The 14,951-nt window shown below is 31.6% G+C and carries 18 protein-coding genes and 1 riboswitch; of the genes, 1 reads left to right on the forward strand and 17 read right to left on the reverse strand.

All coding sequences use genetic code 11. The annotated features are described in order from the left end of the window. Nucleotides 1-27 precede the first annotated feature (27 nt). The 13 genes from ABGT36_RS09175 to ABGT36_RS09235 form a co-directional block, all read right to left on the reverse strand. Nucleotides 28-1,308, reverse strand: a complete 1,281-nt coding sequence (locus ABGT36_RS09175; RefSeq protein WP_087302139.1) for an HlyC/CorC family transporter — start codon at nucleotides 1,306-1,308, stop codon at nucleotides 28-30. Between the two features lie 108 nt (nucleotides 1,309-1,416). After that, nucleotides 1,417-3,321: a penicillin-binding transpeptidase domain-containing protein gene (locus tag ABGT36_RS09180; RefSeq protein ID WP_346677683.1), complete on the reverse strand. Its 1,905-nt coding sequence runs from the start codon at nucleotides 3,319-3,321 to the stop codon at nucleotides 1,417-1,419. Nucleotides 3,322-3,366: 45 nt separating this feature from the next. Further along, nucleotides 3,367-5,508: a penicillin-binding protein gene (locus ABGT36_RS09185; RefSeq protein WP_087372097.1), complete on the reverse strand. Its 2,142-nt coding sequence runs from the start codon at nucleotides 5,506-5,508 to the stop codon at nucleotides 3,367-3,369. Further along, a complete protein-coding gene (locus tag ABGT36_RS09190) occupies nucleotides 5,508-5,807 on the reverse strand; it encodes a hypothetical protein (protein ID WP_087302133.1) in 300 nt (99 codons plus the stop codon). The genes ABGT36_RS09185 and ABGT36_RS09190 overlap by 1 nt, the downstream gene beginning before the upstream one ends. Next, nucleotides 5,797-6,741, reverse strand: coding sequence for a 16S rRNA (cytosine(1402)-N(4))-methyltransferase RsmH (gene rsmH / locus ABGT36_RS09195; protein ID WP_087372094.1), 945 nt, complete (start codon nucleotides 6,739-6,741; stop codon nucleotides 5,797-5,799). The genes ABGT36_RS09190 and rsmH overlap by 11 nt, the downstream gene beginning before the upstream one ends. 9 nt (nucleotides 6,742-6,750) lie before the next feature. Next, nucleotides 6,751-7,188, reverse strand: a complete 438-nt coding sequence (gene mraZ / locus ABGT36_RS09200) for a division/cell wall cluster transcriptional repressor MraZ (RefSeq protein ID WP_300080260.1) — start codon at nucleotides 7,186-7,188, stop codon at nucleotides 6,751-6,753. A gap of 215 nt (nucleotides 7,189-7,403) precedes the next feature. Beyond that, nucleotides 7,404-7,571: a 50S ribosomal protein L32 gene (rpmF, locus tag ABGT36_RS09205; protein WP_087302127.1), complete on the reverse strand. Its 168-nt coding sequence runs from the start codon at nucleotides 7,569-7,571 to the stop codon at nucleotides 7,404-7,406. Between the two features lie 12 nt (nucleotides 7,572-7,583). Continuing rightward, a complete protein-coding gene (locus ABGT36_RS09210; RefSeq protein WP_087302125.1) occupies nucleotides 7,584-8,102 on the reverse strand; it encodes a DUF177 domain-containing protein in 519 nt (172 codons plus the stop codon). Nucleotides 8,103-8,194: 92 nt separating this feature from the next. After that, on the reverse strand, nucleotides 8,195-8,437 hold the full coding sequence (locus tag ABGT36_RS09215) for a stage VI sporulation protein F (protein WP_087302123.1): 243 nt from the start codon (nucleotides 8,435-8,437) through the stop codon (nucleotides 8,195-8,197). 39 nt (nucleotides 8,438-8,476) lie between these two features. Continuing rightward, entirely contained in the window at nucleotides 8,477-9,481 is a 1,005-nt protein-coding gene (locus ABGT36_RS09220; protein WP_087302121.1) for an NAD(P)H-dependent glycerol-3-phosphate dehydrogenase, read from the reverse strand. 16 nt (nucleotides 9,482-9,497) lie between these two features. Continuing rightward, nucleotides 9,498-10,802 carry a ribosome biogenesis GTPase Der gene (gene der / locus ABGT36_RS09225; protein ID WP_087302119.1) on the reverse strand — a complete coding sequence of 435 codons (1,305 nt, stop codon included), beginning with the start codon at nucleotides 10,800-10,802 and terminating at the stop codon, nucleotides 9,498-9,500. 1 nt (nucleotide 10,803) lies between these two features. Further along, nucleotides 10,804-11,472 carry a (d)CMP kinase gene (cmk, locus tag ABGT36_RS09230; protein WP_087302117.1) on the reverse strand — a complete coding sequence of 223 codons (669 nt, stop codon included), beginning with the start codon at nucleotides 11,470-11,472 and terminating at the stop codon, nucleotides 10,804-10,806. 47 nt (nucleotides 11,473-11,519) lie between these two features. Continuing rightward, nucleotides 11,520-12,398 carry a hypothetical protein gene (locus ABGT36_RS09235; RefSeq protein WP_296883806.1) on the reverse strand — a complete coding sequence of 293 codons (879 nt, stop codon included), beginning with the start codon at nucleotides 12,396-12,398 and terminating at the stop codon, nucleotides 11,520-11,522. Nucleotides 12,399-12,509: 111 nt separating this feature from the next. On the opposite strand from ABGT36_RS09235, the gene ABGT36_RS09240 reads away from it, so the two are divergent. Further along, entirely contained in the window at nucleotides 12,510-12,689 is a 180-nt protein-coding gene (locus tag ABGT36_RS09240) for a ferredoxin (RefSeq protein ID WP_087302113.1), read from the forward strand. A 45-nt stretch (nucleotides 12,690-12,734) separates the two neighbouring features. On the opposite strand, the gene ABGT36_RS09245 is transcribed toward ABGT36_RS09240, so the two are convergent. The 4 genes from ABGT36_RS09245 to ABGT36_RS09260 all read right to left on the reverse strand — a co-directional run bounded on the left by ABGT36_RS09245 (nucleotide 12,735) and on the right by ABGT36_RS09260 (nucleotide 14,873). Next, nucleotides 12,735-12,971 (reverse strand): hypothetical protein, encoded by a 237-nt coding sequence (locus ABGT36_RS09245; RefSeq protein ID WP_087302111.1) that lies wholly within the window; start codon nucleotides 12,969-12,971, stop codon nucleotides 12,735-12,737. A gap of 97 nt (nucleotides 12,972-13,068) precedes the next feature. Continuing rightward, entirely contained in the window at nucleotides 13,069-13,428 is a 360-nt protein-coding gene (locus ABGT36_RS09250; RefSeq protein ID WP_087372081.1) for a methylglyoxal synthase, read from the reverse strand. 1 nt (nucleotide 13,429) lies between these two features. Then, nucleotides 13,430-14,074: a Gx transporter family protein gene (locus ABGT36_RS09255; RefSeq protein ID WP_087372078.1), complete on the reverse strand. Its 645-nt coding sequence runs from the start codon at nucleotides 14,072-14,074 to the stop codon at nucleotides 13,430-13,432. Between the two features lie 65 nt (nucleotides 14,075-14,139). Further along, a riboswitch (FMN riboswitch) is annotated at nucleotides 14,140-14,252 on the reverse strand. Nucleotides 14,253-14,324: 72 nt separating this feature from the next. Further along, nucleotides 14,325-14,873, reverse strand: coding sequence for a zinc-ribbon domain-containing protein (locus ABGT36_RS09260; protein WP_158095225.1), 549 nt, complete (start codon nucleotides 14,871-14,873; stop codon nucleotides 14,325-14,327). Nucleotides 14,874-14,951: the final 78 nt, after the last annotated feature.

A 14,951-nucleotide genomic window follows, 5' to 3' on the forward strand; every position in this document is an offset into this window, starting at 1 on the left:
CATCTCCTTTAAAAAAGGAAAGCCATCTTAGCGATGCTCTCCTTCTTCCTCTTCTTCTAAAATAGTAACTTTTAATTGAGCAATCCTATTTTTATGCATTTTTACAATTCTAAATAAGACATTATCGATTTGGACTTCTTCATCAATTTCTGGCACTCCCGAAACTTCACCAAGAACTAAGCCACCAATCGATTCAAAATCCTCAGAATCAAAATCCGTTCCTACTTTATCATTAACTTCATTTAAATTCAAGCTACCATCAATTAAAAATTCATTTTCACTTAATTTAATTATCATATCGTCGTCTTCATCATCATATTCATCATCAATTTCACCAACAATTTCTTCGACGATATCTTCAAAAGTTACAATCCCGCTCATAACTCCATATTCATCTAAAACAATCGCTAATGAAACATGTTCTTTACGCATAGCGGCAAAAACATCGCCAACTTCATTAAATTCATAAACAACAAATGTATCACGCATGTAATCTTTAACTTCAAATTCATCTGGATCAATATTAAAGAATAATAAATCCTTTACATTTAATACCCCAACAATTTCATCAAAGCTTTCACTATGTACCGGATATCTAGAAAATTGTCCACGTTTATATATTTCCATTAATTCTTGATAACTACAATCATCAGGAATACTATCAACATTGATTCTCGGTGTCATAATCTCCTTGATTTCGGTTTCACCAAATTCAAAAACATTATGAATCATCTCTTTTTCTTCTTCTTCCAATACCCCTTCTTCATGACCAACAGTTACAATTGTTTTGAGATCTTCTTCAGTCATTGTCGGTCCATTATCCTTATTACCACCTAATAGTTTAATTATAAATCCAGTAATAATATTCAATAAAAAAACTACTGGTGTAAATATAAAACAAATGAATGAAACAAATCCCGACATAAACAAAGCTATTCGATCAGCATTTTTAGTAGCAAATGTTTTAGGTGTTATTTCTCCAAATACCAAAATCAACAAAGTAACTACCCCTGATGCTGCAGCAACTAATGAAGCTGAGTTACCAAAGATTGAAATAACAATTGAAGTAGTCAATGAAGACGCTCCAATATTAACTAAGTTATTACCAACTAAAATCGAACTATACAAACGATCTGTATTTGATAAAAGTTTTTCTACTTTTTTAGCTCGACGATCCCCTTCTTCAGCCAAATTACGCATCCTGATTTTATTTGCCGATAAAAACGCTGTTTCTGTACACGAGAAAAAACTAGATAAACATATTAAAATAATAAATACAACAATATTAACTATCTGACTCGGGTCCACAATTAATCATATCTCCTTATAAATAACATTGATATTATAATATTATAAACACTATAAAATGTCAAATTGTCCCCAAATTACAAAGCAAAAAAGCAGTTTCCTGCTTTTTTACTTTCCTAACATAATAACAATAGTTGATCCTGCTTCAACAGATTCCCCAACTCGTGGTAACTGATCAATTACTTTATCACCTTCACCAATAAATTCAAATTTTAATTTAGGATTGCTGACTTCACTTTTAGATTTACCAACATAATTTTCTACCTTGATTGATTCAACATCCATATAAGTATATGTTTTTTCTTTTTGTTTACTTACTTTTTCAATTCCCATACTTGGTAAAATATCCACTAGCATTTTACGAGCAATTGGAGCCACTGTCGTTCCACCATATTGAACACAGTTTTTGGGATTATCCATTGCCACATATAAAACAATCTGAGGATCATCGATTGGCGCAATCCCAATAAAAGAAAGAATATATCCTCCATCGACATAACTACCATTAACTGCTTTTTGAGCAGTTCCTGTTTTACCACCAATACGATAACCATCAATATAGGCATTTCTACCGCCACCATCACTAACTACTGATTCTAAAGCATCGCATACTTTTTTTGATGTTTCTTCACTAATGACCTGTCTTAAAGGTTGCGGCTGTTGCTGATAGACAATATCATTTGAATAATTATTGATTACACTATCTACAATATAAGGCTGATACAAAGTTCCGCCATTTACACATGCACAAACCGCTCGAACTAATTGCATTGGCGTTACTGAAATCCCTTGGCCAAATGCAACGGTAGCTTGTTCTAATTCGTTAAAATTTTCGTAATCAAACATTATCCCCTTAGATTCTCCTGGCAAATCAACACCAGTTTTTTCTGTCAAACCAAATTTCTGGACATATTCATATAATTTATCTTTTCCTAATCTTCTACCTATTTCAACAAATCCAGGATTGGAAGAGTTTTGAAGCACTTCTCTAAAAGTCTGCAAGCCATGTCCACCTTTTTTCCATGATTTAATTCTAGCTCCACCTACTATTTCATAGCCTTGATCATAATAAGTATCCTTATCCATATCAAACAAATTTTCATTTAATGCCGATGAAAATGTAATAATCTTAAATGTAGAACCTGGTTCATAAGATTTCCAAATTGGTATATTTTGATTATAAACATCAGGATCAGCATTTTGATAATCATTTGGATCAAAATCCGGCTTACAAGCCATTGCTAAAATTTTACCAGTATTAGGATCCATTGCTAATGCCCAGATACCATCTGGATTATAAGTATCATAAGCGTTATCTAACTCTCGCTCTACAATATCTTGAATATCGCCATCAATTGTAAGTTGAATATTAAAACCGCTAGTAGGAGCATTATAAACACTAGGATATAAAGAAATCGGATTACTTTTAGCATCCATGAAATAATCAATACTTCCATTACTGCCATCTAAATAAGAATCATATTTCAACTCCAAACCAAGCAATCCCTGATTATCAATTCCAACAAATCCTAGCGTTTGTGCTAAATAACTTCCATTTGGATAATAACGTTTAGAATCTTTAATTAAATATACTCCTGGTAATTTTAAACGATCGATTCTAGCAGCAGTTTCATCATCTAGCTGGCGTCCTTCAGGCTGGATTCTTTGAATTGAAACATTTTTACTTATCTTCTCTTCAATTACTTTAACATCAACATTTAAAATATCTGCTAATTTATTAGCCGTTGCCACGACATCTTTAATTTGACTAGGGACAACAACTAATGAAGCTGTCGTTAAATTAGTAGCTAAAACATTATTATCCCCATCTAATATTAATCCCCTATTAGCCTCAACAGGAAAACTTCTTTGCCACAAATCAACTGCTCGATTATAGATATTTACCCGATCAACAATTTGAATATAACCAATTTTTATAATAATTGCTACAACAATAATTATTGTAATGATCTTAACAATTTTTATTTTCTTTTTTGTTAGTTCATAAATCATTTAACCACCTAGTTAAATATATGAAAAAAGTAAGGCCCATAGACCTTACTGTAAAGCAATAGTTATTGTATCACCAGCATGAACCAATGTTCCTTCTGGTAAACTTTGAGCAGCCACCTGGCCACTATCTCCTTGAATAGTAATATTCAAACCAGATAATGAAGCATAAGTGGAAATATCTTTTCGTGACCAGCCAACAAAATTAGGTAATGTAATATCCGTTGACTCAGTCTTTAAAAAGACACGATCATTTTTGGTTACTTTAGTTTTAGCTTCAGGATATTGTTCTAAAACTGTACTACCATTACCAATCAATTGAACATTGATTGATTTAGATTCTAATTTAGATTTAACAAAACTTGCACTTTGATTAATAAATGAATCTAACTTATAATCTCCATCACTACTACTAGTAGTTTCTGGGGCATTATATGATGATACAATTGATAACGCTGTTGGCATAACGTTTTGTATAACGTTAGCTTGATGTTGAGTTGTATCATTATCAGGCCCTTGGAAAACAATATTTACAATAATTTGTGGATCTTCATATGGAGCCATTCCCATAAATGATTTTGTATAACTAGTAGTTGAATAAGCTCCATTTTCTACTAATTGACCAGTACCAGTTTTACCAATCATTTGAACACCATTTGTTAATGCAAATTTTTTACCAGTTCCTGTTTCATCACTAACTACCCCTTTTAATAAATCTCTAATTTGCTGTACTGTTTGTGATGAAAAGATTTGTTTTGAATAATTAGTTTTTGTGGCATATGTAACTTCATTAGTTTCTGTATCAACGATTCTTTCTACTAAATATGGATCAACTGTTTTTCCATCATTTGCAAAAGCACTATATGCTTTTAAAAGCTGTAATGATGTAACTGTTGAACCTTGTCCAAACCCTGTAGTTAAATAGGCAGCACGACTGCTATCAGTTTTATATAATGCAACTCCAGCAGCTGCATCGAAACCATCAACTGTACTTGATTGGAAAAATCCTAAATCTTCATACACCTGTTCGACATCTTCACGATTTGTATAACCTCTTTCTAATAAGTTACAAATAGCAACATTACTAGAACGATAAAATCCTTCATTATAAGTAATAGTTCCCCAACCGGCACCATTATTATGGTCACGAATTGGTCGACTTGCCCCATAATCATATTGCCCTGATTCATATGTTGCTTCACCACTATACAAACCACTTTCTATTGAACTAGCATAAACAAATGTTTTAAATACTGATCCACATTCATAAGCAGTATCGAATAAAAAGTTTTTATAATCACTAATATTACGTTCATTAGGATTAAATGATGGATAAGTAGAAGTAGCTAAAATTTTTCCAGTTTTAGCTTCCATAATTGTACATGAAGCCTTGCTGGCACCAGCTGCCGCTGCTTCGTTAGCAAGCTGATAATCTAATTCTCTTTGTAAAGAACTATTAATAGTTAAATAAATATCTTGACCATTAACAGCATCTTTTTCTTCTAAGATACCATCTGGTAAAACATATCCTTTAGAATCCATCTGATAAACTTTATAGCCATTTTCACCAGCTAAAGTATCATCATAAATAGCTTCTAAGCCCATTTCACCAACTAATTGTTTAACACTATCTTTTTCAGATGATTTAGCATAACCAATAATATAACTACAAAAATCACCATAAGGATAGTTACGAGTATTACTATCTTCAAATTCTAAACCTGGAAGCCCAGTATCTTCAATTTGTTTTTTGACACTAGCACTTAAGTTATTGCCATAATTTCCAAATTCAACTTGGTATGCTCCAGCGGCTGCCTTTTCTTGCATTTGCTGTGCCATTGTTGTTGGATCCATTCCGATAATAGGACCAATAGCATTTGCAGTAGCTACAATATCTTCAACATAAGCTGCTTTATCGCTAAAATTGATTCGACTGCTTGAAAGTACTGCAATTAATTTATATTTTTTTACATTAGTTGCTACTATTTCGTTATCACTAGTGAAAATTTCACCACGATCAGCATATTCTACCGTCTCTGCTTTGCCTCTTGATTGTGCAAAAGCGGCAATATCATTATCACTAATTAAATGTTTACCTGTTAATCCTAGATAAACAATATTAGCGACTAAAGAAAAAATAACTAATGCAAAGATAACATAAGCAATCTTTGCACTCTTAAACTGATTCATTATTCATTTACCGATGCTGCATTAGAGGCGGCTACAGCATCATTACTATATGTATACCCTTTTTGGCTAGCAACTGCATTTAATCTAGAAAAAGATGCTAACTCTTGTTTTTGCATTTCTAAACTATCAATGTCATTTTGTGCTTTTTGAATATCACTTTGTAAAACCTGAATATCACGATTATATTTTGATTCCATTGATTTAACACCAATAATTCCAAAAACAAAAATAACCATTGTTATTATTAAAAATCTTTGTGAAAAAGCTTCAAATTTAGTTCTTCTTTTTTTATGCTTCATTTTCGACCACCCTTTCAATTATTCTAAGTTTCGCTGAATGAGCCCGATGATTAACAGCCAGTTCAGCTTTACTTGCGACGATTGGTTTTTTATTTACCAATTTAAACTTTGGCTGTAAATAATCCGGGATTACCGGTAACCCCGCCGGCACATCTTTTAATTTAGTCACGTCGTTAAATGTATATTTACAAATCTTATCTTCTAAACTATGGAAAGTAATTACTGCAATTCTTCCATTAACGTTTAAGATATCTAACGCATCTTTTAATGCTTTATCAAATACATTTAACTCATCATTTACTGCAATTCTCAGTGCCTGAAAAGTTTTTTTAGCTGGATGTCCTTTTTTACGTAACACTGAAGCTGGTAAAGCGTCTTTAATAACCTCAACAAGTTCAAATGTTGTTTCAATCGGTTTAATCTTTCGCTTTTGTTCAATCTTACGTGCTATTTGTTTAGCAAACTTTTCATCAGCATATTTGTATAAAATTTCTACTATTTGTTCATAGGACCACGTATTAACTATTTTATATGCATCTAAATCATTAGATTTATCCATACGCATATCCAAACGAGCATCATGATTATAACTAAAACCTCGTTCTCCAGTGTCAAATTGTGGTGATGATACACCCAAATCAAAAATTATTCCATCAACTTTAGTGACATTTTCACTAGCTAGCATCTCTTTTAAATTCACAAAATTAGAATAAAAAATCGTAAAATTATCACCAATTGCTTCTAATCGCGATTTAGCTGCATCAATAGCCATTTGATCTTGATCAAAACAATATAGATGTCCCGAAGTAAGCTGTTTTAAAATTGCCATACTGTGTCCGGCTCCACCTAAAGTGCAATCAACGTAAATCCCATCTTCTTTTATATTTAAGCCTTCTACTGCTTCGTTCAATAATACTGTTACATGATCAAACATTTTTCTCTCCTATAAATCAAAATCAAAATCATCTAAAGATTCACAAATATCATCAAAACTATCTTTTTTACTATCATAATAACTATCCCACCGATCTTTGTTCCAGATTTCCACATGATCACCAGCTCCGATAATCATACATTCTTTTTCTAAATTAGCTTCTTTACGCAAAAATGATGAGATATTAACTCTACCAAGTTTATCAAAAACAAGTTCGTCAGCCATTGAAGTTACAATCCTGACATAATCACGAGCTTGTCTTTTAGTAGTGGGCAATTTATGAAGTTTTTCATAATATTCATTCCATCCATCAATTGTGTATAACGCTAGACAGCCATCAAGTCCACGGGTAACAACAACACTATCCCCACATTGTTCTCTTAATTTTGAGGGAATAATAAGACGCCCTTTGGCGTCGATGTTATGCTTAAATTGCCCCATAAACATTATTTATCACCCACTTCTTAACACTCTCTAACACGATTTAACACTTCTTACCACTTATTATATACTGTATTTAATCTTTTGTATAGCATTTTTGTGATTTTTGTTATTAATGAAAAAAACGGCTAATCATCAAAAATAGCCGTTTTTTTCACATAAATTTCTATTATAAACAAAAAACACTATCAATAAATGATAGTGTCCGCTAAAAACAAATTTTATAAAACTTTTTGACCTTTATAAGTACCGCAGTGTTTACAAACACGATGTGATAATTTGTATTCACCGCACTCAGGACATACAACTACAGCTGGTGCTGAAAGTTTGTCATGAGTTCTTCTCTTATTTCTTCTTGTACTTGAAACTCTTCTAAATGGTACTGCCATCAGTATAACCTCCTATTTATCTTTAAAATAATCTTTCAACTTAGCTAACCTAGGATCAATGTAATCTTCATCATTGGTATCACTAGCACTGTTATCTAATATTCTCCAACCTTTTCCTTCAGATTTAATATTAGCGTCGTCTTTAACTACACGCATTGGTACTTCTAACATAATGTTTTCAAATACCACTGGTGTAAGATCGACAATATCTTTTTTTACCTCATGAACATCCTCTAAGGGATCAGGTTTTTCAAAAGCAAACACCTCGGTTGAATTAATTTCAAAAGGATACTCAACATCTTCTAATGTAAGTGCACAAGGAAGAATCATCGTTCCTTTAATATTAAGATCAACATAAAGGCGTCTATCATTTGAATCAAGATTTCCGGTTCCTGAAACAATAATGTCCTTCAAGTCATTAATTTGAGTATACTGGTCAAACACCTCTGAAGGAAAAGTAATTCCTTCTTCAAAATCAAATTTTCCGTGATGCTTAACAATCCATTGTAAATTGTATTTCAAAATAATCACCTTTCCATAACCGCAATGACAATTATATATAAAATAATACCATAAGTCAACACAAAAAATATTTGTTTTTATCGTTTATTTTAATACATTGTCTAAACCATTCGATCAATATCTCGAGGAACTTTATTATTCTTGATCATTGATACTAATTTATCAACTTTACTTGGACTAATCGACTTATTTGTCACTTTAGCAACACTTAAAATAAATTCACGAATATCATTTTCATTATTTAAATCTTTAGTTTGCAAATCATTAGCCAGTTTTAAAATTTCCCCTTTATTGACGTTAGTCTTTTTTACTACTTTATCTAAAAAAATATCTTCATCTTTCATATTATCACCACTATATAATATGAAAATAATTAAATAACGTTACCCTTCGATTTTTAATTCCCGACGCATTAATTGTTGTATTTCCCGTTTAGGTTCATGATTGTTGTATAAAACATTATAAATCGCATTAATTATCGGTAATTCAATATCAGGATATTTCTTAGCATCTTCATAAATAACACGACAAGTTCTAATTCCTTCACAAGTCTTTTTATTATTTTTCATAAAAGAACGAGCATCATTATTTTTGCCAATTTCCAAACCAGCTTGAAAATTTCGAGAATGAATTGATGAACATGTGACGATCAAATCTCCTACACCCGTTAATCCCATGTATGTTTCTAAACGACCGCCTTTTTTAGTTCCATAACGAACCATTTCAGCTAAACCACGAGTAATTAATGCTGCTTTAGTATTATCACCATATCCTAAACCACTTAAAACGCCAGCAGCTACAGCAATAACATTTTTTATTGCTACCCCATATTCAGCTCCTACTTCATCGTTTAAACGATAAACTCTAAAATAATCATTAGAGAATAACATTTGCACATCACGGGCCATTTCATCATCTAGCGAAACAGCACATACAGTTGTTAACATTCTAATTACAACTTCTTCAGCGTGGCTAGGCCCAATCAAAGAAACGACTGGATTAATTAAGCTTTCATCTAAAACACTACGAATTGTATCAGACATCCGCATATTTGTTCCTAAGTCAAACCCCTTAGCAGCATTTATAACTGTTATTTTCTTTTTAATATATGGTTTAACTTTTTCTAATGTTTCTTTTACATATTGAGTAGGAATAGTTATTAATAAATAATCCATGTCCTTTAATGCTTCTTCTAAATTATTTGTAGCCTGAATTTCATTTTCTAAATATACATCTTTAAAAAACGCTTGATTTTGATGATTAAGATTTATGTCATCGATTTGGCTTTGTTCGATTCCATACATCATAATTTCATTTTGATTATCAACTAAAACTCTACTTAAGGCAGTTGCCCAGCTACCTGTCCCTAATACTGCAATTTTACTCATTTTCTCACTTCCTTACTTAATCCCGTTTACGACAAATAATATGTATTGGTGTTCCTTCAAAACCAAATGATTCTCTTAAGCGATTTTCTAAATATCGTTTATAACTAAAATGCATATATTGAGGATCATTTACAAACAATACAAATGTTGGCGGACAAATACTTACTTGATTAGCATAAAATATTTTTAAACGTCCCCCATTAAAAGTAGTAGTTGGATTAATTGCTTGAGCATCTACTAAAACATCGTTTAAAACACTTGTTTGAACACGTTTATGTGAATTTAAATAAGCTTCTTGTATTAATGGGAATAACTGATTTACACGCTGATGAGTTTTAGCAGAGATAAAAATAATTCTTGCATAATCTAGATATTTAAATTGACTGCGCAATTCTTTTTCCATCTTATTCATTGTTTTATCATCTTTGGTAACTAAATCCCATTTATTAACAACCAAGATGACACCTTTACCAGCTTCATGAGCATATCCAGCAACATGTTTATCCTGGTCAATGATACCAACATCAGCATCAACAACTACAATAATAACGTCACTTTTTTCAATTGCTGACATTGCTCTAATAATTGAATATTTTTCAATATTTTCATAAACTTTTCCTTTTTTTCTCATTCCCGCAGTATCGACAACTCGATATTTTTGACCATCTTTTTCAAAAACCGTATCGATTGCATCACGAGTAGTTCCAGCAACATCAGAAACAATTACTCTTTCTTCACCTAAAATAGCATTAGTAAGTGAAGATTTCCCAACATTAGGACGACCAATAATTGAAAAACGAATTTCATCATCATCAAATTCATCTTCTGTAAAATCCAGCTGTTTAATAATTTCGTCTAATAAATCACCGATTCCAATTCCATGGCTTCCAGAAACTGGTATTGGATCACCAATTCCTAAATTATAAAATTCATAAATATTATCTTTATAAGATTCATCATCTATTTTATTAACAGCTAATAAAACTGGCTTTCTTGATTTCTGTAATAATCGAGCAACATATTCATCTTCACGAGTAATACCTTCACGACCATTGACAACAAAAACAATCAAATCAGCTTCTTCAATAGCAATTTCTGCCTGCATTTTAATTTGGGCAGTAAAAGAAGCATTTTCTAATTCGATTCCACCGGTATCAATAACTCGAAATTCTTTAGTTAACCATGATGCCGTAGCATAAATACGATCTCGAGTTACCCCAGCAACATCTTCAACTATGGAAATTCTTTCACCAACAATTCGATTAAAAATCGTTGATTTTCCAACATTAGCTCTTCCGACAATAGCAACAATTCCAGCCATTTTATCCCTCCTTTTGTTTTTGAATAACTAATTCCATCACTTTATCTACGACTTCTTCTAAACTTAAATCAGAAGTATCGATTTCAATTGCATCATCCGCTTTTTTTAATGGTGATATTTTACGATGCATATCTTGATAATCGCGCTGTTCAATTTCTTTTTGGATAGTATCTAAATCAGCTTCTAAGCCACGTTGTAAATTTTCTAAATAACGTCTTTTAGCTCTAGTTTTACTACTAGCAACTTGATATATTTTCAACTGTGCATCTGGTAAAACAACTGTCCCAATATCACGACCGTCTAAAATCACACCGCCTTGACTAGCCATTTGTCTTTGTTGTAAAACCAAAAAGTTTCTAACTTCCTGATAAGTGGAAACAACACTTGCAGCCATTGAGATACGATCATGGCGAATTTTAGCACTAACATCTTCCTGGTTTAAAAAAACCTGATTAGCACTATTCATTTCTATTTTTATGTTATCAAGTGCTTGAGTCACAGCATTTTCATCATGTAAATCAACATTATTTTCTAAACAATAATATCCTACACATCGATACATCGCACCGGTATCAATATACACATAATCAAGTTTTTTAGCAACAATTTTCGCAATTGTACTTTTTCCAGCTGCACTTGGTCCATCAATTGCAATTGAAATCTTTTTCATATAATAAAAACCTCCATTTCTTTAAAAAAACTAAGGTGGTCCTTAGTTTAAAAGAATATCTGGTACCCTATCATACCACATAAACCAACAAATACAATAACTAAAAAGATAATAATATAGTTTAAAATTGTCGCTACTCGATCACCTTTATCATTATTATTTTCTTCTATTTCTTCGCTTTCTTCATCTAAATCCGCTTCAACAGTTTCCTCTTTAATTATTCGCTGGCTTGTTGTCATTTCTTTTTGTTTTAAAACTTTTTCCACTTCACGTTGATCTTTTTCTTTTATTTGTTTTAACATTTCTTCTAAAGATTTAGTCTGTTCTAAAACCGGTTCTGTTACTTCATCTAGTTCTTCGTTTTCTTCCTCATCTTCAAAAACGTTTTCTTCTTCCATGATCAACTTTGCTTTTTTAGCATCTTCTTCTGGTGACATACTAGCTAAACGTTCCATCAAAGTCATCTTCTTCTTTTCTGATTTATCACTAATTTCATCAATTAGCTCCTCATCATCACCATTTACAAAAAATCCCTTTGAAAATTGTGAAGTACTAACATTATCGAATTTATTTAAACGTACTACTTGTTTTTCTGGTTCTCGAATTTTATTTAAAATATCCATTCTGGTATTATAATGCGCTGCTTTTCCTACACTAACTTTGGCACTGCGCAAAGCACGATCAATTTCTTCACTACTTTCTCGTTGCATTTGTTCAAAAGTTTTAGCTTCTGTTAAAGTATCTTCAATATCAGGTTCTTTTCTTTCACTACGAAAAGCCCGATTAACTGATAATAAAAAATCATCATCTTCATCTACTGAATTACTATTATTAACATTATCGTCGGTACCTTCGCGGTTTATTCCAACTTCTTCTTTTATTCCTTCTCTTAATTCGCGATATTTATTTACACGTGAATTATTCACTTAAAATCACCCTTTCGTCGTACATTATAACATACTTTTTTAGTAATTTATTTATAAATATTGGAAATTACACTATTTTGAGTTATAATAGATAAAGAAGGAGGAATTATAATGGCTAAAATTACAGTAAGTGATGCTTGCATCGGTTGTGGTGCTTGCACTGGTATCGCACCTGATATTTTTGAAATCAATGACGAAGGATTAGCTCATGTTGTTGGTGAAGGAGATATCGATAGCGCTAAAGAAGCTGCAGAATGCTGCCCTGTAGAAGCAATTTCTGTAGAAGAATAATTTAGTTTTAAGATCCATAGGTTGTGCTTATGGATTTTTTTATTGTTAGTTATGTAATAAGTTAAAAAATAATTTTAATAACACCGGTAAAACAACTAAGCCTAAAAAGTAATCTAATTTGGTAATTTGATCTAATTTTTCTTTACACAATATCTGTCCTATAAAGATACTTAACATTGAAAATGAATAATTTATCTTCAATGTCATATCCATTGCAAAACCAATAAAAACAAAAATATAATATAAAAACTTTTTAAATCTCCTTTTTTCAACATCACCCATAATCCTTCACCCCAACAATTCAAATAAAAATCCATCTATATATTATATCATAGTTATTTGCATATTAAAAAAATCACAGCAAACGCTGTGACTTACTTTATAAACTTTTTAATAAAATCAATGCCGTTGCTTTATTAGATGCTAGTGGAATATAATGAACATCACATAGACGCATTAAAGCACTGATATCCGGTTCGTGAGGTTGAGCAGTAAGTGGATCACGGAAAAAGAAAACCATATCCATCTTACCAGTAGCAATCATACTACCAATTTGCTGATCTCCTCCATATGGACCTGATAAAAACCGGTGAACAGTTAAGTTAGTATTTTCCATTATTTTTTTACCTGTTGTACCAGTTCCATATAAATTATGTTTAGCAAATAATTCTTCATTATCCTTAACAAATTCTATCATTTCTTCCTTTTTCTTATCATGAGCAATCAACGCTATATTCATCTTATGCCTCCTTAAACTTATCCTCAATCGGTCTTACTATATAATAAACAATAGCAGAAATAATTCCTTTAATAAAGTTAAATGGGAAATAAATGATAAAAATAGCTTGACCATATGGTGATAAGAAATTCAATATTCCAGGAACAGCAATACTTGTGCCATATTGTTGATTAAAGGCTTCGATATCTACAGCAAATGGTAATTCTGTAAACCAGGTTGGTTTTTGCATTAAATATGTCGGTGTAACAAAAAGATAATTTAAAATAAACATCACCATTGCAAAAGCAAACATTGTTATTACCATATTAATTACATATGTTGTTAAATTATTTTTAAGCTTGATATGTTTTGATAAAAAATAATAAACACAACAAATTGTCAATGATGCAATTAATGCCGTAATTTGACCTATTGCAATTGGTCCAACAGGACCTTTAAACAAAATAGAAATAAAGAATTTACACACACATACAAATAAAGCCGTTTTAAACCCTAACATTGAAATAGCCATTAATACAACCACTTCAGATAAATCAAGATTTAACCACGGCGCAAAAGGATAGGGAATCTCTAATAAACCTAAAATCATTCCCAATGCAGCTAATACAGCAGCCAATACAATTTTTCTTGTCTTAGTTCTTTCCATAGTAATTTCTCCTTAAAATAAAAAATATCATGAAATTACTAATCTCCATGACAAAAAGGCATATTAAATGTCGTTCTTTCATCCAGACTTTACTGTCGGTATAGGAATTGCACCTATTCAGCTTGCGCTCGCGGACTTTACCGCCGGTCGGGAATTGCACCCTGCCCTGAAGACTTTCTTTTCTAAAAGACTATATCATAACTTAAAAGCCAATGCAAATAATATGCACTAAAAAACTAGCATCGACATGCTAGTTATGTTTTTTATTATTAATATAAACAAGCAAAGTTCCAATTATCAACCCTGCAACGGCAACGATCATCAAATAAGCACCGATACCTAAATTAGCCATACCGCTTAAAGCACTATTTATATCTGACAATTCAACAATTAAATATACTAATGTAACGATTGCCGCACATAAAGCCGCAAGATCTTGAGCCACGTATGCTAAAACACTAGTTGCTCCAGCTAAAATAATAAATATAATAGCATCTTTCCCAGCGTCCATTAAACTAACACTATAATATCCCATTGAAATAAATGGTAAGAAACAAGCTATTACTGTTAAAATTGTTGATCCAAAAGTAATAATTTCTAACATATTGAATTTTTTACCAGATACTTCAATTTCTTTTTTCTTCATATTTTCTGCTATATCATCTAATTTGTTTTGCGCATTTTCTAAATGCTGATTCATTGCTTGACCAGTACTATTACCATTTTCAATTGGTTGTCCACAATCTGGACAAAATTTTGTCCCATCTGCTACTTCTTTCCCACAGTTTTTACAATACATAATAAACCCTCCATTTATCAAATAAAATTTTATCTTATTATATGATAAAAAATAACAAAAGAAAAGAGCTTTGTTTTT

The organism is Erysipelatoclostridium sp. An173, from assembly GCF_963931465.1.
In the GTDB taxonomy this organism is placed as follows: domain Bacteria; phylum Bacillota_I; class Bacilli_A; order Erysipelotrichales; family Coprobacillaceae; genus Thomasclavelia; species Thomasclavelia merdavium.

Excerpts from the sequence above, each read along its gene's own strand:
- ABGT36_RS09240 (WP_087302113.1), top strand. The coding sequence starts at position 12,510 with ATGGCTAAAATTACAGTAAGTGATGCTTGCATCGGTTGTGGTGCTTGC.
- ABGT36_RS09245 (WP_087302111.1), bottom strand. The coding sequence starts at position 12,971 with ATGGGTGATGTTGAAAAAAGGAGATTTAAAAAGTTTTTATATTATATT.
- ABGT36_RS09260 (WP_158095225.1), bottom strand. The coding sequence starts at position 14,873 with ATGTATTGTAAAAACTGTGGGAAAGAAGTAGCAGATGGGACAAAATTT.
- der (WP_087302119.1), bottom strand. The coding sequence starts at position 10,802 with ATGGCTGGAATTGTTGCTATTGTCGGAAGAGCTAATGTTGGAAAATCA.
- ABGT36_RS09220 (WP_087302121.1), bottom strand. The coding sequence starts at position 9,481 with ATGAGTAAAATTGCAGTATTAGGGACAGGTAGCTGGGCAACTGCCTTA.
- ABGT36_RS09180 (WP_346677683.1), bottom strand. The coding sequence starts at position 3,321 with ATGATTTATGAACTAACAAAAAAGAAAATAAAAATTGTTAAGATCATT.
- ABGT36_RS09255 (WP_087372078.1), bottom strand. The coding sequence starts at position 14,074 with ATGGAAAGAACTAAGACAAGAAAAATTGTATTGGCTGCTGTATTAGCT.
- rsmH (WP_087372094.1), bottom strand. The coding sequence starts at position 6,741 with ATGTTTGATCATGTAACAGTATTATTGAACGAAGCAGTAGAAGGCTTA.
- ABGT36_RS09250 (WP_087372081.1), bottom strand. The coding sequence starts at position 13,428 with ATGAATATAGCGTTGATTGCTCATGATAAGAAAAAGGAAGAAATGATA.
- rpmF (WP_087302127.1), bottom strand. The coding sequence starts at position 7,571 with ATGGCAGTACCATTTAGAAGAGTTTCAAGTACAAGAAGAAATAAGAGA.
- ABGT36_RS09185 (WP_087372097.1), bottom strand. The coding sequence starts at position 5,508 with ATGAATCAGTTTAAGAGTGCAAAGATTGCTTATGTTATCTTTGCATTA.
- cmk (WP_087302117.1), bottom strand. The coding sequence starts at position 11,472 with ATGAAAAAGATTTCAATTGCAATTGATGGACCAAGTGCAGCTGGAAAA.
- mraZ (WP_300080260.1), bottom strand. The coding sequence starts at position 7,188 with ATGTTTATGGGGCAATTTAAGCATAACATCGACGCCAAAGGGCGTCTT.
- ABGT36_RS09215 (WP_087302123.1), bottom strand. The coding sequence starts at position 8,437 with ATGAAAGATGAAGATATTTTTTTAGATAAAGTAGTAAAAAAGACTAAC.
- ABGT36_RS09190 (WP_087302133.1), bottom strand. The coding sequence starts at position 5,807 with ATGAAGCATAAAAAAAGAAGAACTAAATTTGAAGCTTTTTCACAAAGA.